Source organism: Bacteroides sp. HF-4919 (genome assembly GCF_018860125.1).
In genome coordinates this window covers 50762-69161 of the sequence record NZ_JAHKNF010000019.1, presented here as the reverse complement: position 1 = coordinate 69161, position 18400 = coordinate 50762, and the positions used below count along the sequence as shown (strand labels likewise).

Here is an 18400-nt window from a genome sequence, read left to right as displayed (position 1 = left end):
TTGAATAAAAAAACAGAGGGTGCACCCGGAGCCCCATTCAATAGAGCCCTGAGTACACCCTTTATTTTATTACTTATTTCACTTCACTTCCGGGTTTCACTTCCCGTCCGGGCATTACGACAGCCAGGCTGCCGTCATTGTTTTCGGCACTCAGGATCATACCTTCGCTGACGATGCCTTTCAGTTTACGTGGAGCCAGATTGGCGATGAAGCAGACTTGCTTGCCTACCAGTTCTTCCGGTTTGTAGTGTTGTGCGATACCGCTGACGATGGTACGTGTCTCCAGTCCGTCGTCTATCTTGAACTGTAACAGTTTGTCGGCCTTAGGCACTTTCTGACATTCGAGAACGGTGCCTACACGGATATCGAGTTTCATGAAGTCGTCAAATTCGATATTGGCGCGGATTGGTTTGGCTTTGTAGTTTGCCTCTTCATTGGCCTTCTTCGTATCGAGCAGCTTCTGTACTTGTGCTTCAATAGTGGCATCTTCTATCTTTTCGAACAGCAGTTCCGGCTTGTTCAGTTGATGTCCGGCAGGAAGCAGGTCGTTCCGTCCCAATTCTGCCCAGTCGAAGCTATCCATATTCAGCATCCGGCGTAAGCGTTCCGAACTGAACGGAAGGAACGGTTCGAAAGCAATGGCCAGGTTGGCTACCAGTTGCAGAGAGATATTCAGGATAGTGCCTACACGTTCCATGTCAGTTTTTGCCAGCTTCCAGGGTTCTGTGTCAGCCAGATATTTATTACCGATACGGGCCAGGTTCATCGCCTCTTTCTGCGCGTCGCGGAATTTGAATACATCGAGTAGTTTTTCAACTTCAGCTTTAACGTCGGAGAACTCTTTCAGCGTCTCTTTATCATAATCAGTAAGTTCACCCGCAGCAGGTACTTTACCTTCGAAGTATTTCTGTGTCAATACCATCGCACGGTTCACGAAGTTCCCGTAAACGGCTACCAATTCGTTATTATTGCGTGCCTGGAAGTCTTTCCAGGTGAAATCGTTATCCTTGGTTTCGGGTGCATTGGCTGTCAATACATAACGCAACACATCCTGTTTTCCGGGGAAGTCTTCCAGGTATTCGTGCAGCCACACTGCCCAGTTACGCGAGGTCGATATCTTGTCTCCTTCCAGGTTCAGGAATTCGTTGCTCGGTACGTTATCCGGTAGAATATAGCTGCCTTCAGCCTTCAGCATGGCAGGGAATACGATGCAGTGGAATACGATGTTATCTTTTCCGATAAAATGAACCAGGCGGGTTTCAGGATCTTTCCACCAGGTCTCCCATGAATCGGGAAGCAGCTCTTTCGTATTTGAGATGTAACCGATCGGGGCATCGAACCATACATAGAGGACTTTACCTTCGGCTCCCTCTACCGGCACAGGAATACCCCAGTCCAGATCACGGCTGACTGCACGTGGCTGCAAACCCATGTCGAGCCAGCTTTTGCACTGTCCGTATACATTCGGACGCCATTCTTTGTGATCTTCCAATATCCACTGGCGCAGCCATGTTTCGTGTTTATCGAGTGGCAGATACCAGTGTTTGGTTTCTTTCATGACCGGCTTGCTTCCGCTGATGGCACTTTTCGGGTTAATCAGATCGGTAGGTGAAAGTGAAGTTCCACACTTTTCACATTGGTCGCCATAAGCACCTTCCGAGTGGCAATGCGGACATTCTCCGGTGATATAACGGTCGGCCAGGAACTGATGTGCCTCTTCGTCATAATATTGTTCTGAAGTCTTTTCGATGAACTCACCCTTTTCATACAAGGTTTTGAAAAAGTCGGAAGCCAGTTGGTGATGTGTTTTTGATGATGTACGGCTGTATACATCAAACGAAATACCGAATTCTTCGAATGATTTCTTAATCAGGAAATGATAGCGGTCTACCACATCTTGTGGCGTGATTCCTTCTTTTTTGGCACGGATGGTGATGGGTACCCCGTGTTCATCGGAGCCTCCGATAAAAAGTACATCTTCTTTTTTCAGTCGCAGATAGCGGACATAGATATCTGCGGGTACATATACGCCGGCCAGGTGTCCGATATGAACAGGACCGTTTGCATACGGCAGTGCCGAAGTGACGGTGGTTCTTTTAAAATTCTTTTCCATTGATATATTGCGTGTATTTATTGTTATCTACTTGGGAACGTGCAAAGATAACGACTTTCTGATGAATTCTTTATAAATAAGGTGGATGATTTGAATAATACCTCCACACTCTTTGTTAATTTCAATAAAGATCATGATCTTAAGGAATGAATAAAATGGCGGGGTGGAACAGTTGGACTGAGAGTTCTTTTGTGTCTCCGGTTGCATGCTTCCGGTTTGGGATATAGGTGTGATGGACCAATATTGTCCGTTAAGGGAAAGATCAATGTTAAGGGTTTGATTATAAATAGCACACTGTTCTTCTCAAAAAGTTAAAGAACCGGAAGTAAACTTGTTCTTGTCGGTAGTTATAGTTCATCTTAGCTGCTGAGATGTGCATCTTGCGTGCTAAGATGTATATCTTGTACGCCAAGATGTGTATCTTCAACGCTAAGATGAAGAAAGATGTGTGAAGGAAACTGTTTCTCTGAGGGTTCGGATAAACTTTGAATGCCATCTTTAGGACTTCTGATTTTAACTTCGTGGTGAGTATATTCAATGTTATATATAAAGTGTGTCCGAAAAATTGGGAGTGACAAATCGGGATGTATTAAAATAACGTACTGTTTTCTCTGTATCGTTATAAAAAAGATATATCTTTGGGAAAGAACAATTTTGTTAACTTTGAAAAACTAAAGACTGATTTCTGATGAAACACTTTATTGGCATATTGCTTTTGTCTTTGCTTCATTTTTCTTGTTCGCCGATACATGATGCTCCGTTAAAGTTGGCTCTCACAATGGCAGGAGACAATCGGAAGGAACTTCAACAAGTATTAGGGCATTACGAAGACGATTCGTTGAAACATAAAGCTGCCTGCTTTTTGATCGAAAATATGATTGGTAAAGGGACCATCCGTTATTTGCTTCAAGAAAGTGATAGCTGTTATATACGGCAAGAGCCTGAACCGGACTTAACGTGTATTACTGCCGACTATTTGATAGAAAACATTGATTTAGCTTTTGAGGTCTGGCAAAAATATTCTTGGTGCAAACAATTGTCTTTTGGAGAGTTTTGCCGGAATATATTGCCTTATCGGTTAAAACAGGAGCCTTTGGACCGGTGGCGTTCTTACTACTATATGCGTTATAAGACGACGGCCGACTCGTTGGCACGGGCAGGAGCTACCATGCAGGAGGTCGTTTTCTTCTTTAACTCACAACATGGAAAGAAATATCTTCATGATGCTGCCAAAATACCGGGGGACTTCTCTATCGAGTTGATAGAGAAGCTGGGCGGAGGTACCTGTGATCATCTGGCATTGAATGCGGTTCAATTGATGCGCGCTGTCGGTATCCCGCTGAATCTGGATATTCTTCCATACCACGGTAAGGTAAACGGAGGACATGCTTACAACAGTTTTACCGATGAAGACGGAAAATTTTTCTACTTTTCTCCTTATGAGCGTGAACCGGAGCGGAATCGATGGATTGCTCCTTTGGTGCAGCGTGTTTGTTATGAACGCCAACCAGAGCCGGAAATAGAGCGCAACCGTTGGAATGCGCAATTGGTCAATCGCTTACTGAAGGGGGTGACTGCCCAGTATTATTTGTCCGACAGTGTCCGGTTACCTGTGCATACATCGGATACGGTGGCTTATATCGCTACTTTTAATCGTGGAACTTTCAAGGTAGTGTCGCAGGGAAGAGTGAAAGATAACAGTGTATTGCACCGCGTGTTGCCTTACGGATTACTTTATTTTCAGGTGGCGGATAAGGAGGGAAAGTTGTTTCCGATAGGTGATCCGTTTGTGATGACCCCGGATAGCATTCACTTCATTACTCCGACTCGGCAGCCTACTTTGTTGGATGGTATTCTTACTTATGATGTAAAGCGGGTTTTGAAGTTGGGTGACGAACCTTATACGCTGCTTTATTGGAAAGATGGCTGGCAACCGCTAAAAGAAGTAACCTCTAAAGATTCTCGTACACTGGATTTTGGAGAGGTACCTGTCCGCTCACTGTTTCTGGTATACGGCGATACATATATGGGGCATATGCAGCGTCCTTTCTTATTGGAGGGTGGCAAGCCGGTGTACTATTGACAGATGAAACTTTTGCCAGTATCTGTTTTTATATTATAAATAAGAAAATGTTTTGAATTTGTTTTTATTTTTATTATATTGCGCAAAATTATAAAAATAAAATATATGAAAGTTAAATTTTCAGTAGTTGGTGTATTATTAATAAGCCTGTTTACGGTAGTTAATATCGTTAAGAGTAATCAAAAAAATAAGAAAATAGAAGACATTATGTTAGTTAATGTTGAGAGTCTCGCCTTTCCGGAAGGTGGAATAGGTAGTGATATGAGAATAGCAACTAAACATGTGTGCTATCTTAATAATGAAGTCTTTGATGAAAGCACGGGTAGGTTAGAGCATATCCCTGTTGAAGGCAGAATTGGTATTTGTGATGGTACGGAAGGGGCATGTAGAAGTTGGCCATGCACAGAAGTCTGGTTATAATCAAATAGAGGATGAAACAACTGTATTTATTTATATTAGTAGTTTTTTGCTGCATAGGTTGTCAGCGAAATACATTGCAAGGTCCTATTCCTACTATTGCTATGCATCCGGATAGTTGCCTGAAGAGCTTAGATATCTCTGTTATGATGAAAGACTCGATAGAAGTAATCAAATTAGAGACAACGGACAGTTGCCTTATTGGCTTTATTAACAAGATTTCATTTACTGACAAGTATATATTAGTCTCGGATGCACGTGTAAGTCAAAAGATATATCTGTTTGATAAAGAGGGCAAGTTTATCCGTTATATTAGCAATAAGGGAAGCGGTCCTGGTGAATACAGTGTAATTGGAGATTTTGCGATAAAAGGGGATTCTGTATTTATCCAGGATTATTATCAGAATAAGTATGTCGTATATGATATGGTAGCTGATGAAATTAAAGATGATATACCCTATAATACTCACCATTCCGGAGTGGTTGCACTTGATAATTATCTTTATTTTATATCTAACTATTTTACTTCTCCAATAGGTGATTATAATTGTTTCCGATATGATTTAAGTATGCGGAAAACAGAAGGTTATTTGCCTTTTACGGCAGATCGTATTGCAAACGAGCCGGCTTGGACAATAAATCATCCTTGTGGGCGGATAGATAAATTAAAGTCTTTTGCTTATTATCGATCAAATGATACCATATATCAGATTGATAAATTGACAGTCTCACCTCAATGCGTCATTCACTTCCCTAATGGTGAAAACCGGACATCTTCTACACAAGGAGGACATATTTCCGGAATTGTTCATTTACAACAATCTGCTGGATATATATTAGGAACTTACACAGAAGGAAAAGGACTCAGATATTTTTTGATTGATAAGCGCGATTATAGTTCCCAGATGGGAAAACTGTTGCGTTTTAATAGTTTGGATAGAAAATCTATAAATAATGAATTTTTTATAGAGGATAACTATCTGATTTTTTGGGATACTATGCAAAGTTTGAAGTTATGGAGGAGGTATTTTGATAAAGCTGAATTTACTAATCTGGCTGACAAACAAAGAATACAATCTATCATTGATTTATCTCAAGATGATGATAATCCCGTCATATTTAGATGCCGGGTGAAATAAGAGAAACATAAATAATTAACTATAAATTAATAGATTATGAGAAGTATAAAATGGATGGTAGGTATTATTTTATTTGCCAGTGTATCGACTTTAATAGGCGTTACAAAAAGTGTAAGGGGTGAAAACCAATTAGAAAAATTGACATTTCTGGGTATTGAGAGTTTAGCTGATGGTGAAGGAGGAGGGAGTGACTATCGAGAGGCGACTCCTCATGATTGTAATTATTCTAAGGATGTATTCCTTGAAGGTGCGGACCATATCATAAATGTAACGGTTCCTGGCAAAAAAGGAATTTGTGATGGTACTAATGGCACATGCAATAGCTGGCCGTGTAGAGAGGTAAAATAATCATGTGGCATTAGTATAGAAAACATGCAAAAATATCTGTTATTATTATTCTTATTTATTTGCGCGAGTTGTATTGGTTCAAAAAATGGAATTCTGGAACAAAATAAAACTTTTGACATTATAATAGATCCGGATCGTTTTACCGATGATTTGGATTTATCATGCATCTTAACTGATTCGATTGAAATTATAAAATTGGAAACCAGTGATGAGTGTCTTATAGGAGAAATAAAAAAAGTATCATTTACCGATCAATTTATTTTTGTTTCTGATCCTTATGTTAGCCAAAAAATATTCATGTTTGATAAAAATGGGAAATTTGTAAAAAGTATAGGTAGCCAAGGAGGAGGACCTGGAGAATATAGCACAATTAGTAATTTTACTATAACCGGAGATTCGTTACTGATTCAAGATTATAATCTTCATAAATATTTGGTATATAGTATAAAAGAAAATCGGTTTGTAGGTGATATTCGCTATAAACCTCATCATCACTCGATTGTTGCATATCCGGATATCCTTTACTTTGTTTCGGGATATTTCCCTGCTGATTCTGGATGTTATAATCTCCATCGGCTTGATCTTAGAAATTCGAGTATGGAGTCTTATTTACCTTTTTCTCAAAAAATTGCGGTAAATAGAAGTGCGTGGTCTATTGAGGAGCAATGTAGTCGGGTTTGTGAGCGGTCGTTTATTTTTTATGCCCTTAGTGATACAATCTATCAAGTAAATAAAGATAAAGCTATCCCCGTATATACATTGAAGTTTTCAAAACGAAGTATACCTGATGATTTTAAAGAAAGTCATAGTGGAGATGAAATAATGGATTTAGCTTTCCAAGAGGGGTATGTAAGAGGTCCAATTCACCTTCAACATTCAGACCAATGGATGTTAGGTACTTATGTTGATGGTAAGGAATATAGGTATATGTTAGTTGATAAAAAAACGGGGCAATATCAAATAGGGAGACAATTGGGAGTCAGGAAAGAAGGTAATCTGACTATTCCACATAATTTTTTGATTGAAGATAATTACTTTATTTCATGGTTACCTGTTAAACTCCTAAATTTGTGGAAAAATCATTTTAGTCCTAATACCTTTAGAGATAAAGGTAGAGTAGAAACATGGAAAAGATTAATTGATTCTCTGGATATAGATGATAATCCAGTACTTATAAAGTGTAAAATAAGAAACGATGAAACTTAATTATTTTTTAATTCTGATTATATGTGTACTATTACTCTGTTTTAACATATATATATTTAAACGGAATAGTACCTCTGATAGGATGCAGGATACTATTATACGATTAGTTAATGAAGACTCTGTAAAAAAGAGTAGTCATCGAATTGAGCGGGAAATTAGAAACTATGAGTTGAGGGCTAATGGGAAGGTGTTGAATCCTTCATTGGAAGTCTTTGATACTAACGGGAATAAAAGAACCCTTTCAAAGATTATTGATGGAAATAAGTTAGTGTTACGTTACTCTGAATTAAATTGTAATACTTGTGTAAATAAGCAAATAGAATTATTGAATCTGTATGTTGACTCAATAGGTGCTGATCATATTATATTGCTTACAAATTATGATAGTAATTTCTATATGAAGCAATTTAAAAGAATTTCAAAAATAAAATATCCAATATTTAATATAGGTGCTAATCTGAATGAATGTATTCCGGATATAGAACGGCCCTATTTTTTTATAATTGATTCTAATTTTAGGATAAATAGCACGTATGTTCCGCAAATAGATGAAAGTAGCGTAACAAAAACATATCTTCGCCAGATTTTACAATATTATTTTAGAATTCCTTAGATAAAATTTGATTGACTCGTAGAAAACAGTGTTGTTGTTATTTCTTTGGAGTGTGTGGTATTCTCACTTAGGATGTAAAGCGGGTTTTGGAGTTGGGTGACGGACCTTATATCCTGTTTCCGTACACTGGATTTTGGAGAGGTACCTGTCCGCTCACTGTTTCTGGTATACGGCGATACATATATGGGGCATATGCAGCGTCCTTTCTTATTGGAGGGTGGCAAGCCGGTGTACTATTGACAGATGAGACCGGATAATCAACGATAAAATAGGTGGAAATACCACGTCTTGTCATCTTTTCCTTTTGCCAGGTTGTGTTTTTTAGGAAGTGAAATTATGTTGTTGAACACTTCCGGGAAATAAAAAAACAACTTTATTCAAAAGCTTGAATTAATTATCTACATTTACGACCACATGAAATAAATAATACGTTGTATCTATAAAAACCATAGGCAAAAGGTATTTGAAGAGATATACGTAAATACACAACGGCAAATCGGTAAATATCCTATCTTGTAGTATACAGATGTGCCTTATTTAGAATTTTAAATGAATTAAAGAATGGGAGATTTTGTTTTTAGTATAAAACATCTGTGTACTTGTACCGGAATGTCAAAAGTCAGAACCCTGACAATTATGGGGGCACTGTTTCTCACCTTTTCTTGTACGCAAAACAAATCTGTACAAGACCCTATACAAAGTGTTACGTTTACCGTGAATGGAGAAGATTTTGAGATGATCCAAATACAAGGCGGTACATTTATGATGGGATGTACAGATGAACAAGGGTGTGATTGTGAGGACAATGAAAAGCCTGCGCATAAAGAAACTGTATCTACTTTTTACATGGGTAAATATGAGGTCACACAAAAATTGTGGAAAGCCGTGATGGGAAGTGATTCTAATCCGTCTGCAAATACCGGCTGTGATGATTGCCCGGTAGAAAATGTAAGCTGGAATGAAGCCCACGAGTTTTTAAGTAAGCTAAATGCTCTTACTGGTAAAACTTTCCGCCTTCCAACAGAAACAGAATGGGAGTATGCAGCACGTGGCGGGAAGCGAAGTGAAGGATATAAGTACAGTGGAAGTAATAACATAGATGAGGTGGCGTGGTATGTTAAGAATTATCAAGAGGGTGGAACTGGAGAAATGAAAACCACACATCCGGTAGGGCTCAAAAAGCCCAATGAGTTGGGATTGTATGACATGAGTGGAAATGTGTGGGAATGGTGCGAGGATACGTACACTAAAGAATATTATCACGATGGCAAATCAGTCAGTCCGGAATGGCCGTTAAAAGGAGCTACTCTTTTCTTTAGGCGTGTATTGCGGGGAGGTAGTTGGGGAGGTACTTCCCTGGGATGTCGAGTGTCATATATTGATTATGATATAGGAAACTATAATGATGAATATGGAGGCTTCCGGTACGCTTTAGATTCAAACCAAGAGTAAACTTAAAACATATATTATGAGAAGAGTAGAGATTATTATGTCGTTATTCCTGATGATGGGATTGTTGGGATGCGTGGAAAAAGAGGAAAAGACAAATGTAATCACAGTGGATGTTACTACAACTTATCCTAAGAAAGAATTGGTTCTTCAAGATCTTATGGATGTAGAATATATCCCGTTGGAAACGAACGATGAATTTATAACTCAGGGTAGTGTGATGGCTATAGGTGAAAAATATATATTAGTAAAAAACTGGAGCCATGATGGTAATATTTTTGTTTTTGACAGAAAAACCGGTAAAGGGATAAGAAAAATAAACCGGAAAGGACAGGGGGATGGAGAATATAGTTTTATCAACGGAATTATTTTAGATGAAGATAACAACGAAATGTTTGTCAACTGTGCTTCGACAAAGAAAATATATGTATATGATTTATCGGGAAACTTTAAACGGGACTTTAAGCATGTAGAAGGTGGTGAATATTTAGAAGTATTTAATTACGATAAGAACAATCTGATTTGTTATGATATGTCTTTGTATTATAAGGAGGGACAACCGAGAGAAGAAAACAGATCCTATCACCTGATAATATCGAAGCAAGACGGAAGTGTCACCCAAAAAATTTATATACCTTTTGATGTCATTAAAACTCCGGTTGTACAGAAGGGTGGGGCGGTTGCAATGACTTCTATACGTTCTATAATTCCATATCGGAAAGAATGGTTACTTGTTGAAACTTCCTCCGATACGGTATATAACTATGTACCGGAAAAGAATCAATTAAATCCTTTTCTTATAAAATCTCCTACCAGGGATCTGGAGATACTTCTCACAATGGGAGTTGTTACAGACCGCTATTGTTTTATGCATACTGTAAAGAAGGATTTTGATTTTACTACCGGAAGAGGATTTCTTATTACCGATTTAATGTACGACAAGCAGGAGAATGCAGTTTTTGAAGCGAATGTGCTCAATGGTGATTTTGTAGAAAAACAAAACGTAGATATGCTTTCAGATCCTATGAATGGCGATGAAATAGTAGCCATCCAACCATTGGCAGCCAACAAAATTGTTGATGCGTATAAAAATGACGGATTGAAAGGGAAGTTAAAAGAAATAGCTGCCGGACTGGATGAAGAGTCAAATCCGGTGATTATGCTGGTGAAGAATAGAGAATAATATTTAAGGTTTCCGGTGAGAATTTCGCAGGGGGATTTTTAATATTTATACCTAAATATCAGGTTTATAGGAATTAATCGGTTACCGTTTTATTTGCAATGAAACATAAATTCGAAATATATGAAGCAGCTAATTTTTTCGTGTATACTTGTTTTGGGATTTTTCTTTCTTCCGATTTTTGTGAGTGGCGCGGATGCCCAAGAAAATTATCAGTTTAGCATTTCCGGTGAGATAGACGGATTAATGCCCAATGATACTCTTTCCTTCCGGAAAACCACTCTTCCTTATAAAGGAGAGGAGGGGGAAGTCGCTTTTAACGTAATTGTAAGTGATCCCAATAAATTCTTTTACTCAGGTGAACAGCCACATACTCAATATTATAGTATGATATATAAACCCGTTTCAGGTGGATATCAAGCGAGTTCACGACAAGCCCTGATGATTATTGTGGAAGAAGGGGACTATCACCTAAAGGGAGAAACTGATTTTATATACTATAGTACCATTAGCGGTGGACTGTACAACGATCCTTCGTTGAAAGAAATAGTACACCTGGAAGACTCTTTGGAAATCATACGAGCAAAATATGGAAAGATTATCGATGAGGCAAGAAAGAAAGGTGATATGGAGAAGGCTAAGGAATACGTTGATAAGTTCAATCGTTTTCGTAGCAATCATCAAGAATCTTACACTCTCTTACGGCAAAAGATAAAAGAATTGATAGCAAACAATCCATCATCTACTTGGGTGACAGTGGAATATCTTCAAAAGGTTTCGTATGCTGCCCCGGAGGAAATGAAATCTGTGCTGTCGAACATGAACCAAGAGGCTCTGAATAGTTATTATGGGCAGATATTTAGACGGGAGGTGGAGGCAATAGAAAGACTTGCTCCCGGTAATGAGGCTCCTTTATTCTCTGTCACTACTACTGACGGGAAAAGAATCACTTCTGACGATGCCAGAGGTAAATATCTTCTTCTTTATCATTGGGGGCTGTGTCCCGGTTCTATTTCCGTCGATAAGCGGGTCACTGCCTTCTATGAAAAATATAAGGATCATCTTTCCGTTATTGGAATAACGGATGATATGGAAACTATTTGTGAACTGAATAAAAATGTGGGAGAAGATGACGAGATATTGGGAATGAAACTGAAACCTGTTCTCGAAAATATGGTGGCACATCCATGGCCTGAAGTAGAAAGTAAGGGAGATAATCATAAGATTATAGAAGATTTTGCCTTTGCAGGTCTACCTTATTTTGTTTTTATTTCACCGGATGGGAAAATTATCTCTCGTGACTTTCATAAGGCTTTTGACAAAGCACAGGAGGTGATGAAATCGGAGTTTGGTGATTGAATTTATATTTTGAACTGATAATATATGGAATGAGTTTTATTTGGCGATGCGACTGGTGTCATTTTTACCGGAAGGACAACTTAAAACCGCATTGCAACAAATGACTCCTGAGGATAATCCCATTATTATCCGTTATAGTATTAATTTCCCTGAAACATGAGTGAGTCCGGTTCGGAGATCTTCTTGCTTTGTATCTTTTAGGTAAGATTTGTTTGTCGGTTGTTTCTAAAACGATATATTTGTGAATGAATAATCGTATAATATACAATCTATGATTACAACCCAGTTACTTCATCCCCAAAGCATTGTTGTGGTAGGGGCGTCGAACAATACACATAAGCCGGGCGGTGCTATCTTGAAGAATCTGATAAACGGTGGTTATCAGGGAGAGCTCCGGGCTGTCAACCCCAAAGAAACAGAAGTGCAGGGAGTGCCTTCTTTTGCCGATGCAAAGGAGTTACCCGATACAGATCTCGCTATTCTTGCTATTCCTGCGGCTCTTTGTCCGGAGGTGGTGGAAACACTGGCCGGAGAGAAGCAGACGCGGGCTTTCATAATTCTTTCGGCCGGATTTGGAGAAGAAACGCGGGAAGGCTCTTTATTGGAAGAGCGCATTCTTGAGACTGTTAATAAATACGGTGCTTCACTGATTGGTCCGAATTGTATCGGATTGCTCAATACGTGGCATCACAGTGTGTTTACTCAGCCCATTCCGAACCTGAACCCCCAAGGAGCAGACCTGATCTCCAGTTCCGGGGCTACCGCTGTTTTTATTTTGGAGTCCGCAGTAGCCAAAGGGCTTCAGTTCAATTCTGTTTGGTCAGTAGGAAACGCCAAACAAATTGGAGTAGAGGATGTCCTGCAATACATGGATGAAACTTTCGATCCACAAAAAGACTCAAAAATTAAACTTATCTATATTGAAAGCATTAAGAATCCCGACCGACTGTTGTTCCATGCTTCTTCGTTAATTCGGAAAGGATGTAAAATTGCAGCTATTAAAGCAGGCAGTTCGGAAAGCGGTAGTCGTGCGGCATCTTCACATACCGGAGCTATTGCCAGTTCCGATTCGGCAGTTGAGGCTTTATTTCGTAAAGCCGGCATTGTGCGATGTTATTCACGCGGAGAGTTGACAACGGTTGGTTGTATTTTTACCTTGCCTGAATTGAAGGGACGGAATTTTGCTATTGTTACTCATGCCGGGGGCCCCGGTGTGATGTTGACCGATGCTTTGTCGAAAGGAGGTCTGAACGTTCCGAAATTGGAGGGTCCCCTTGCCGATGAGTTGAAGAGTAAGCTGTTTCCCGGTGCTTCAGTAGGCAATCCAATTGATATTTTGGCAACGGGAACTCCTGAACATTTGGGGATCGCCATTGATTATTGTGAGGAAAAGTTTGAGAATATAGATGCAATTCTTGCTATATTCGGTACGCCGGGACTGGTGACAATGTTTGAGACCTATGAGGTGCTGCACCAGAAAATGCTGACTTGTAAGAAACCTCTTTTTCCGGTTCTTCCTTCAGTACGAACTGCCGGTGAGGAAGTAGCCTTTTTTTTGGAGAAAGGACATGTTAACTTTGCCGATGAGGTGATGTTGGGCACGGCTTTGTCGCGTATCATCAATGCTCCTAAACCGGCTGTGCCGGAGATTGAATTGTTTGGAGTAGATGTACCTCGCATTCGCCGGATTATTGATTCTATTCCGCAGAACGGTTATATTGAACCTCATTGTGTTCAGGCCTTGCTTCATTCTGCCGGTATTCCGGTAGTTGAGGAGTTTGTGTCCGGCAATAAAGATGAAGTTCTTGCTTTTGCCCGACGTTGTGGCTTTCCGGTGGTAGCTAAGGTTGTGGGACCTGTACACAAGTCGGATGTAGGAGGGGTGGTACTTAATATAAAAAGTGAGCAACATTTGGCACTTGAGTTCGACCGTATGATGCAGATATCTGAGGCGCGGGCCATCATGGTGCAACCTATGCTGAAAGGGACTGAGTTGTTTATCGGAGCTAAATACGAGGAGAAGTTCGGGCATGTAGTGCTTTGCGGTTTGGGTGGTATCTTTGTGGAAGTCTTGAAAGATGTCTCTTCCGGCTTGGCACCTTTGTCTTATGAGGAGGCCTATTCGATGATTCATTCGCTTCGGGCTTATAAGATTATCCAGGGAACTCGCGGACAGAAAGGGGTGAACGAAGATAAATTCGCGGAAATTATTGTACGTCTGTCCACGTTACTTCGCTTTGCTACAGAAATAAAAGAAATGGATATGAACCCTCTGCTGGCCACTGATAAGGAGGTTATTGCCGTAGACGCCCGTATCCGGATAGAAAAATAAATGCTGTTTTCAGAATAAAAAAGAAGGAAAGCAGATGCAGTATTACACTTATTCCTGCGTTTACTAAAAAGAGATGGACTTAAACGCGAATTCTATATATGAAAAAGAAAAACGAACAATGGCTGCGATATAGTAATCGGGCACTTTCTGGACTACTTGTGTTGCTTGGATTTATGTCTTGTGACAATGGAGGGGGCGATACGCCCCTCGAATATGGTATGCCTTCTGCCAAATATCGGGTGAAAGGTAAAGTTATCGACGCTGATACACAGGAACCTGTTCCGGGTATTGAAGTAGTTTCCGGAGCCGTACATGAAGGTGACGGCAGAGCATGGCTGAGTTATCCGGATACGTTGATCACTGATAAGGATGGGGCTTTTGCCACTGAAAGGGTAGAGTTTCCGTCTAAGAAATATCGTTTTATCGTCCGTGATGTGGATGGTGATTCCAATGGCAGTTACTCTAAAGATAGCGTAGATGTAGACGCTGGTGGGTTTACAGGTGGAAGCCATTGGTATCGGGGAGAAACAGTTATAGAGAAAACAATTCAAATCAAGAAGGAAACGGTAAAAGACGATGAAAAATAATCCGGGACGATTGTCACTTCGCAAACGCCTGGGATTGGAGATAGCCCTTAAAATGAGAAACAATCTCCGGGAATTGCATCCGTTGCGTCAACTTTTCTGGGAATGTACATTACGGTGTAACTTGGCATGTAAACATTGTGGAAGTGATTGCCGGAAAATGTCGGAACAGAAGGATATGCCTGCAGAGGATTTTCTTCGGGTTATAGATTCGATTACACCGCACGTCAATCCTAATGAGGTTAACATTATTATAACCGGAGGTGAACCGCTGATGCGGAATGACCTTGAGAAAGTGGGGTTAGCTCTTTATCGTAGGGGATATCCATGGGGAATTGTATCCAATGGGCTATATTTAACCCGTGAACGGCTCGATAGTCTGATGGCTGCCGGGCTGCATGCTGTTACAATTAGTCTGGATGGCTTTGCAGAGGAACATAACTGGTTGCGTGGTAATCCGGATAGTTATGAAAAGGCGTTGGAGGCCATTAAGATGTTGGTGCACGAACCCGAACTGACCTGGGATGTTGTTACTTGTGTCAATCGTAAGAATTACTCTCATTTGGGAGAGTTAAAAAGCTATTTGTATACTATAGGAGTGCGTAACTGGCGTATTTTTACTATTTTTCCGGTGGGGCGTGCGGCCAGTCATCCGGAATTTCAGTTGACAAATGAAGAATTTACCGGAGTCCTGGAATTTATCAAGCAGGTACGGAAGGAAGGGCGTGTCCATCTGAGCTATGGTTGTGAGGGCTTTCTTGGTAATTATGAGAGTGAAGTACGTGATCATTTCTATTCGTGTAATGCGGGTATCAGTGTGGCTTCTGTCTTAGCCGACGGCTCTATTTCAGCCTGTCCCAGCATACGCAGTAATTTTCATCAAGGCAATATTTATAAAGATAACTTTATGGAAGTATGGGAGAAGCGCTTTCAGATGTTCCGTGATCGTGAGTGGGCACGTAAGGGTGAATGTGCGGATTGTAGCTTCTTCCGTTATTGTGAAGGTAACGGTATGCATTTGCACAATGACGAAGGGGAGCTCCTCTTTTGTCATCAGAAGAGGATTGTAAAACTTTAGGAGATTATTTGGAGCTATTTTTATAGATTGGGATAATTAGGGACTGATTCATGCTTTATTTAGAGGCTATTATAGTATTTTGATCATATACATGAAGGACTTACCTTTGCAGATACCAAAATCAGACAATGATGAGTGAACACACAAAAAATATTCTATTACTATTATTCACTATGATACTTATAGGATGTGAAAAGCAACACCCATCATTGCCTTTATTACTTAATGCCGAAAGGTTAATCGAAACTTACCCTGACAGTGCCAATATAATTTTAGCTGGAATACCTTCTCCTGACGCTCTAAGTATAGCCGAATTCTCTTTGTGGTGTATGCTGAAAGGAAAAGTTGCTGATAAACTGAACAATAACAATCTGCCTTCTCCCTGTAATCTGGATCGTGCACTGGCATGGTACATGAAACATGGAAGCACCGAAGATCAAGCGAAGATGCAGCTTTATTTGGGACGTTCTTATTATGCCGACGGTGAATATGATAAGGCTATGAGTAACTATGTGGAAGCCTTGCATTCTGCCAAAAACAATGGGTTGTTTAATACTTCAGGCTATATCTGTACGTATATAGCTGATTTATATAACTTGAACGATATGCCACAAATGGCAATGAATCAATATGAAGACTCTAAGATATTGTTTGAGAAAGCGGGAAATAGAAAAAGCCACATCTATGCAATAAGGAATATTGCCCGACAATGGTGTGCTTTGGACTCTTTTGACCGAGCATTGTGTTGTATAAAAGAAGCTGATTCTCTTGCACAAGGTTTAAGTGATAAAAGGATTCAATCAATCATAGAAAATGCTTTTGGGAATATATATCGTGATTTGAAACGGTACGAAGAAGCAGAAGACTATTATATAAAATCGGTTTCCTACGATTCTATTAATACAACTTACAGCTATTTGGGGCTAATCAATCTATATTTAGAAACGGGATTCCCCCAAAAAGCGCGAATGGCATTGAACAAGGTCTCTTCTAAATTCCCTCCGGGAGAATTTTCAATTAGAAAGGCTTACTATAGGATTAATAAAGCAGAGGGTAATTACCAGTCTGCATTAGAGAATCTGGAAGAGTATCAACGTGCTGTTGATTCTATTACTATGGCTCAACATGCATCAAGAGTGTTGGAAATAGAGAAAAAGTATAGTAACTTTAAATTAAGAGAAAAAGTTAATGAGCTGACAATCCAGCAACAACGTTACATCATAATCCTCTGTATTTGCGTCTTCTTTCTGAGTGTTATAATTTTCATGTACTTTCTTTATAAACAAAAGATAAAAAACAAACTGGACAAACAAACGATAGAATTAGCTGCAAAGAAAATCGAATTATTGAATTCAACTATTGAATTGGAAGAAAAGAGGCAGCAGCTGTCCCAGTTAGTTGACCTGAAAGATAAAAATGAAGGTGCAATTAATGAATTGCAAGAAGAAATTGACAATTTAACACAAAAATATCATCAGTTGCAAAGAGTGAAAATTAATAGTTCCCCCATTTATAAAAAACTGTTGGAATTAACCAATCATAAAGCTCCCCGGGAAGAGGGTTTATTGACAGAAAAGCTATGGAACTCCATAGTGGAAGAGAGTATGGATACATTTCCAAATCTCAAATCTCATGTATATAGCCTGTGTCTGGAACTTACGGAACAGGAGTGGAAGTACTGTTGTCTGGTTATGTTTAATTTCGATTCTAATATTGAAGCTGACTTGCTGGGTATTTCTCCAAACTCTGTTTCTAAAAAAAGAGTAAGATTACGCCAACGTCTTGGATTAAACTCTTTACCTAAAACAACTCTTTACGAGCATTTACTTACTAACCTATAACTTAGGTACAGCATAAAATCGGTGTCGGATTTTACTTTTTTTCAATATACTTCCAATTATTCGGTATAAATACAATATTTGCTTGAGAAACAGATAGGCATTATTCCCTTTGTCCATCAAAAAATATATAAATTGCTGATATTCAATATGTGATTGTCCATGCCTAATTGCAGCAAAATGGATGTATTTATTAAATTTGCTATTAATTTTGCTGTGTCTAATCAAAAAAACAGCAAGTTATGAAAAAAGTAAAATTACTATTTATTCTATCATTATTATTTTGTTTGGTTCCAAGAGCCATAACAAAAAATACATCTTTGAACGCAGTACAGGAACGGAACATAAGTCTTTCAGAAAGCTGGGAAGTTGTAAGAGGCTTACCGTCTGTTGAAGCATCGATAAATTATGAAGAGGAGTTATTGTATATAAAATTTAATACAACTTTTGATAATGTAAATATTGAGATTAAGGATGCACATAACACTGTCCTTGTCCATGATCTCGTCCATCCAATCGAGAATATGACTTATACTATCTCGATGAAAGGTTTGCCGCTAAATAAAGGATATAAGTTACATATATATAATCAATACGGAGAAGCAACCGGACTATTTTTCTTATAATTAAGCATATAGAGAGATAATGTATTTATAAAAGG

General features: G+C 39.2%; 16 protein-coding genes. 15 read left to right on the top strand and 1 reads right to left on the bottom strand.

Translation table 11 applies throughout. The annotated features are described in order from the left end of the window. Nucleotides 1–73 precede the first annotated feature (73 nt). Nucleotides 74–2113, bottom strand: a complete 2040-nt coding sequence (metG, locus tag KO473_RS22665) for a methionine--tRNA ligase (protein ID WP_122130876.1) — start codon at nucleotides 2111–2113, stop codon at nucleotides 74–76. 688 nt (nucleotides 2114–2801) lie between these two features. Here metG and KO473_RS22660 point away from each other — a divergent pair. The 15 genes from KO473_RS22660 to KO473_RS22590 all read left to right on the top strand — a co-directional run bounded on the left by KO473_RS22660 (nucleotide 2802) and on the right by KO473_RS22590 (nucleotide 18365). Beyond that, the gene (locus KO473_RS22660; RefSeq protein ID WP_005822425.1) at nucleotides 2802–4196 is read left to right on the top strand and encodes a hypothetical protein; all 1395 of its coding nucleotides are present in this window, start codon (nucleotides 2802–2804) and stop codon (nucleotides 4194–4196) included. 105 nt (nucleotides 4197–4301) lie between these two features. Next, nucleotides 4302–4616 carry an NVEALA domain-containing protein gene (locus KO473_RS22655; protein ID WP_005822424.1) on the top strand — a complete coding sequence of 105 codons (315 nt, stop codon included), beginning with the start codon at nucleotides 4302–4304 and terminating at the stop codon, nucleotides 4614–4616. An 11-nt stretch (nucleotides 4617–4627) separates the two neighbouring features. Beyond that, a complete protein-coding gene (locus KO473_RS22650; RefSeq protein WP_005822423.1) occupies nucleotides 4628–5752 on the top strand; it encodes a 6-bladed beta-propeller in 1125 nt (374 codons plus the stop codon). A gap of 36 nt (nucleotides 5753–5788) precedes the next feature. Further along, nucleotides 5789–6100, top strand: a complete 312-nt coding sequence (locus KO473_RS22645; RefSeq protein WP_005781714.1) for a hypothetical protein — start codon at nucleotides 5789–5791, stop codon at nucleotides 6098–6100. A 24-nt stretch (nucleotides 6101–6124) separates the two neighbouring features. Beyond that, a complete protein-coding gene (locus tag KO473_RS22640) occupies nucleotides 6125–7306 on the top strand; it encodes a 6-bladed beta-propeller (RefSeq protein WP_005822422.1) in 1182 nt (393 codons plus the stop codon). Further along, entirely contained in the window at nucleotides 7296–7919 is a 624-nt protein-coding gene (locus tag KO473_RS22635) for a hypothetical protein (protein ID WP_005781717.1), read from the top strand. The genes KO473_RS22640 and KO473_RS22635 overlap by 11 nt, the downstream gene beginning before the upstream one ends. A 96-nt stretch (nucleotides 7920–8015) precedes the next feature. Then, entirely contained in the window at nucleotides 8016–8159 is a 144-nt protein-coding gene (locus KO473_RS22630) for a hypothetical protein (protein WP_005781718.1), read from the top strand. A 321-nt stretch (nucleotides 8160–8480) separates the two neighbouring features. Beyond that, complete coding sequence (locus KO473_RS22625) at nucleotides 8481–9371, top strand: formylglycine-generating enzyme family protein (protein WP_005822420.1); 891 nt, start codon at nucleotides 8481–8483, stop codon at nucleotides 9369–9371. 16 nt (nucleotides 9372–9387) lie between these two features. Then, nucleotides 9388–10551, top strand: a complete 1164-nt coding sequence (locus KO473_RS22620; protein WP_005811797.1) for a 6-bladed beta-propeller — start codon at nucleotides 9388–9390, stop codon at nucleotides 10549–10551. A 120-nt stretch (nucleotides 10552–10671) separates the two neighbouring features. Next, the gene (locus KO473_RS22615; protein ID WP_005822418.1) at nucleotides 10672–11907 is read left to right on the top strand and encodes a redoxin domain-containing protein; all 1236 of its coding nucleotides are present in this window, start codon (nucleotides 10672–10674) and stop codon (nucleotides 11905–11907) included. A 271-nt stretch (nucleotides 11908–12178) separates the two neighbouring features. Continuing rightward, nucleotides 12179–14239 (top strand): acetate--CoA ligase family protein, encoded by a 2061-nt coding sequence (locus KO473_RS22610; RefSeq protein ID WP_005822417.1) that lies wholly within the window; start codon nucleotides 12179–12181, stop codon nucleotides 14237–14239. A gap of 98 nt (nucleotides 14240–14337) precedes the next feature. After that, nucleotides 14338–14826, top strand: a complete 489-nt coding sequence (locus tag KO473_RS22605; protein ID WP_005781724.1) for a radical SAM-associated putative lipoprotein — start codon at nucleotides 14338–14340, stop codon at nucleotides 14824–14826. Beyond that, the gene (locus KO473_RS22600) at nucleotides 14816–15901 is read left to right on the top strand and encodes a TIGR04133 family radical SAM/SPASM protein (RefSeq protein ID WP_005822416.1); all 1086 of its coding nucleotides are present in this window, start codon (nucleotides 14816–14818) and stop codon (nucleotides 15899–15901) included. The genes KO473_RS22605 and KO473_RS22600 overlap by 11 nt, the downstream gene beginning before the upstream one ends. Before the next feature lie 128 nt (nucleotides 15902–16029). Beyond that, complete coding sequence (locus tag KO473_RS22595) at nucleotides 16030–17742, top strand: hypothetical protein (protein ID WP_232303471.1); 1713 nt, start codon at nucleotides 16030–16032, stop codon at nucleotides 17740–17742. A gap of 239 nt (nucleotides 17743–17981) precedes the next feature. Beyond that, nucleotides 17982–18365 (top strand): DUF3244 domain-containing protein, encoded by a 384-nt coding sequence (locus tag KO473_RS22590; protein ID WP_005822412.1) that lies wholly within the window; start codon nucleotides 17982–17984, stop codon nucleotides 18363–18365. Nucleotides 18366–18400 lie beyond the last annotated feature (35 nt).

Excerpts from the sequence above, each read along its gene's own strand:
- metG (WP_122130876.1), bottom strand. The coding sequence starts at position 2,113 with ATGGAAAAGAATTTTAAAAGAACCACCGTCACTTCGGCACTGCCGTAT.
- KO473_RS22660 (WP_005822425.1), top strand. The coding sequence starts at position 2,802 with ATGAAACACTTTATTGGCATATTGCTTTTGTCTTTGCTTCATTTTTCT.
- KO473_RS22655 (WP_005822424.1), top strand. The coding sequence starts at position 4,302 with ATGAAAGTTAAATTTTCAGTAGTTGGTGTATTATTAATAAGCCTGTTT.
- KO473_RS22650 (WP_005822423.1), top strand. The coding sequence starts at position 4,628 with ATGAAACAACTGTATTTATTTATATTAGTAGTTTTTTGCTGCATAGGT.
- KO473_RS22645 (WP_005781714.1), top strand. The coding sequence starts at position 5,789 with ATGAGAAGTATAAAATGGATGGTAGGTATTATTTTATTTGCCAGTGTA.
- KO473_RS22640 (WP_005822422.1), top strand. The coding sequence starts at position 6,125 with ATGCAAAAATATCTGTTATTATTATTCTTATTTATTTGCGCGAGTTGT.
- KO473_RS22635 (WP_005781717.1), top strand. The coding sequence starts at position 7,296 with ATGAAACTTAATTATTTTTTAATTCTGATTATATGTGTACTATTACTC.
- KO473_RS22625 (WP_005822420.1), top strand. The coding sequence starts at position 8,481 with ATGGGAGATTTTGTTTTTAGTATAAAACATCTGTGTACTTGTACCGGA.
- KO473_RS22620 (WP_005811797.1), top strand. The coding sequence starts at position 9,388 with ATGAGAAGAGTAGAGATTATTATGTCGTTATTCCTGATGATGGGATTG.
- KO473_RS22615 (WP_005822418.1), top strand. The coding sequence starts at position 10,672 with ATGAAGCAGCTAATTTTTTCGTGTATACTTGTTTTGGGATTTTTCTTT.
- KO473_RS22610 (WP_005822417.1), top strand. The coding sequence starts at position 12,179 with ATGATTACAACCCAGTTACTTCATCCCCAAAGCATTGTTGTGGTAGGG.
- KO473_RS22605 (WP_005781724.1), top strand. The coding sequence starts at position 14,338 with ATGAAAAAGAAAAACGAACAATGGCTGCGATATAGTAATCGGGCACTT.
- KO473_RS22600 (WP_005822416.1), top strand. The coding sequence starts at position 14,816 with ATGAAAAATAATCCGGGACGATTGTCACTTCGCAAACGCCTGGGATTG.
- KO473_RS22595 (WP_232303471.1), top strand. The coding sequence starts at position 16,030 with ATGATGAGTGAACACACAAAAAATATTCTATTACTATTATTCACTATG.
- KO473_RS22590 (WP_005822412.1), top strand. The coding sequence starts at position 17,982 with ATGAAAAAAGTAAAATTACTATTTATTCTATCATTATTATTTTGTTTG.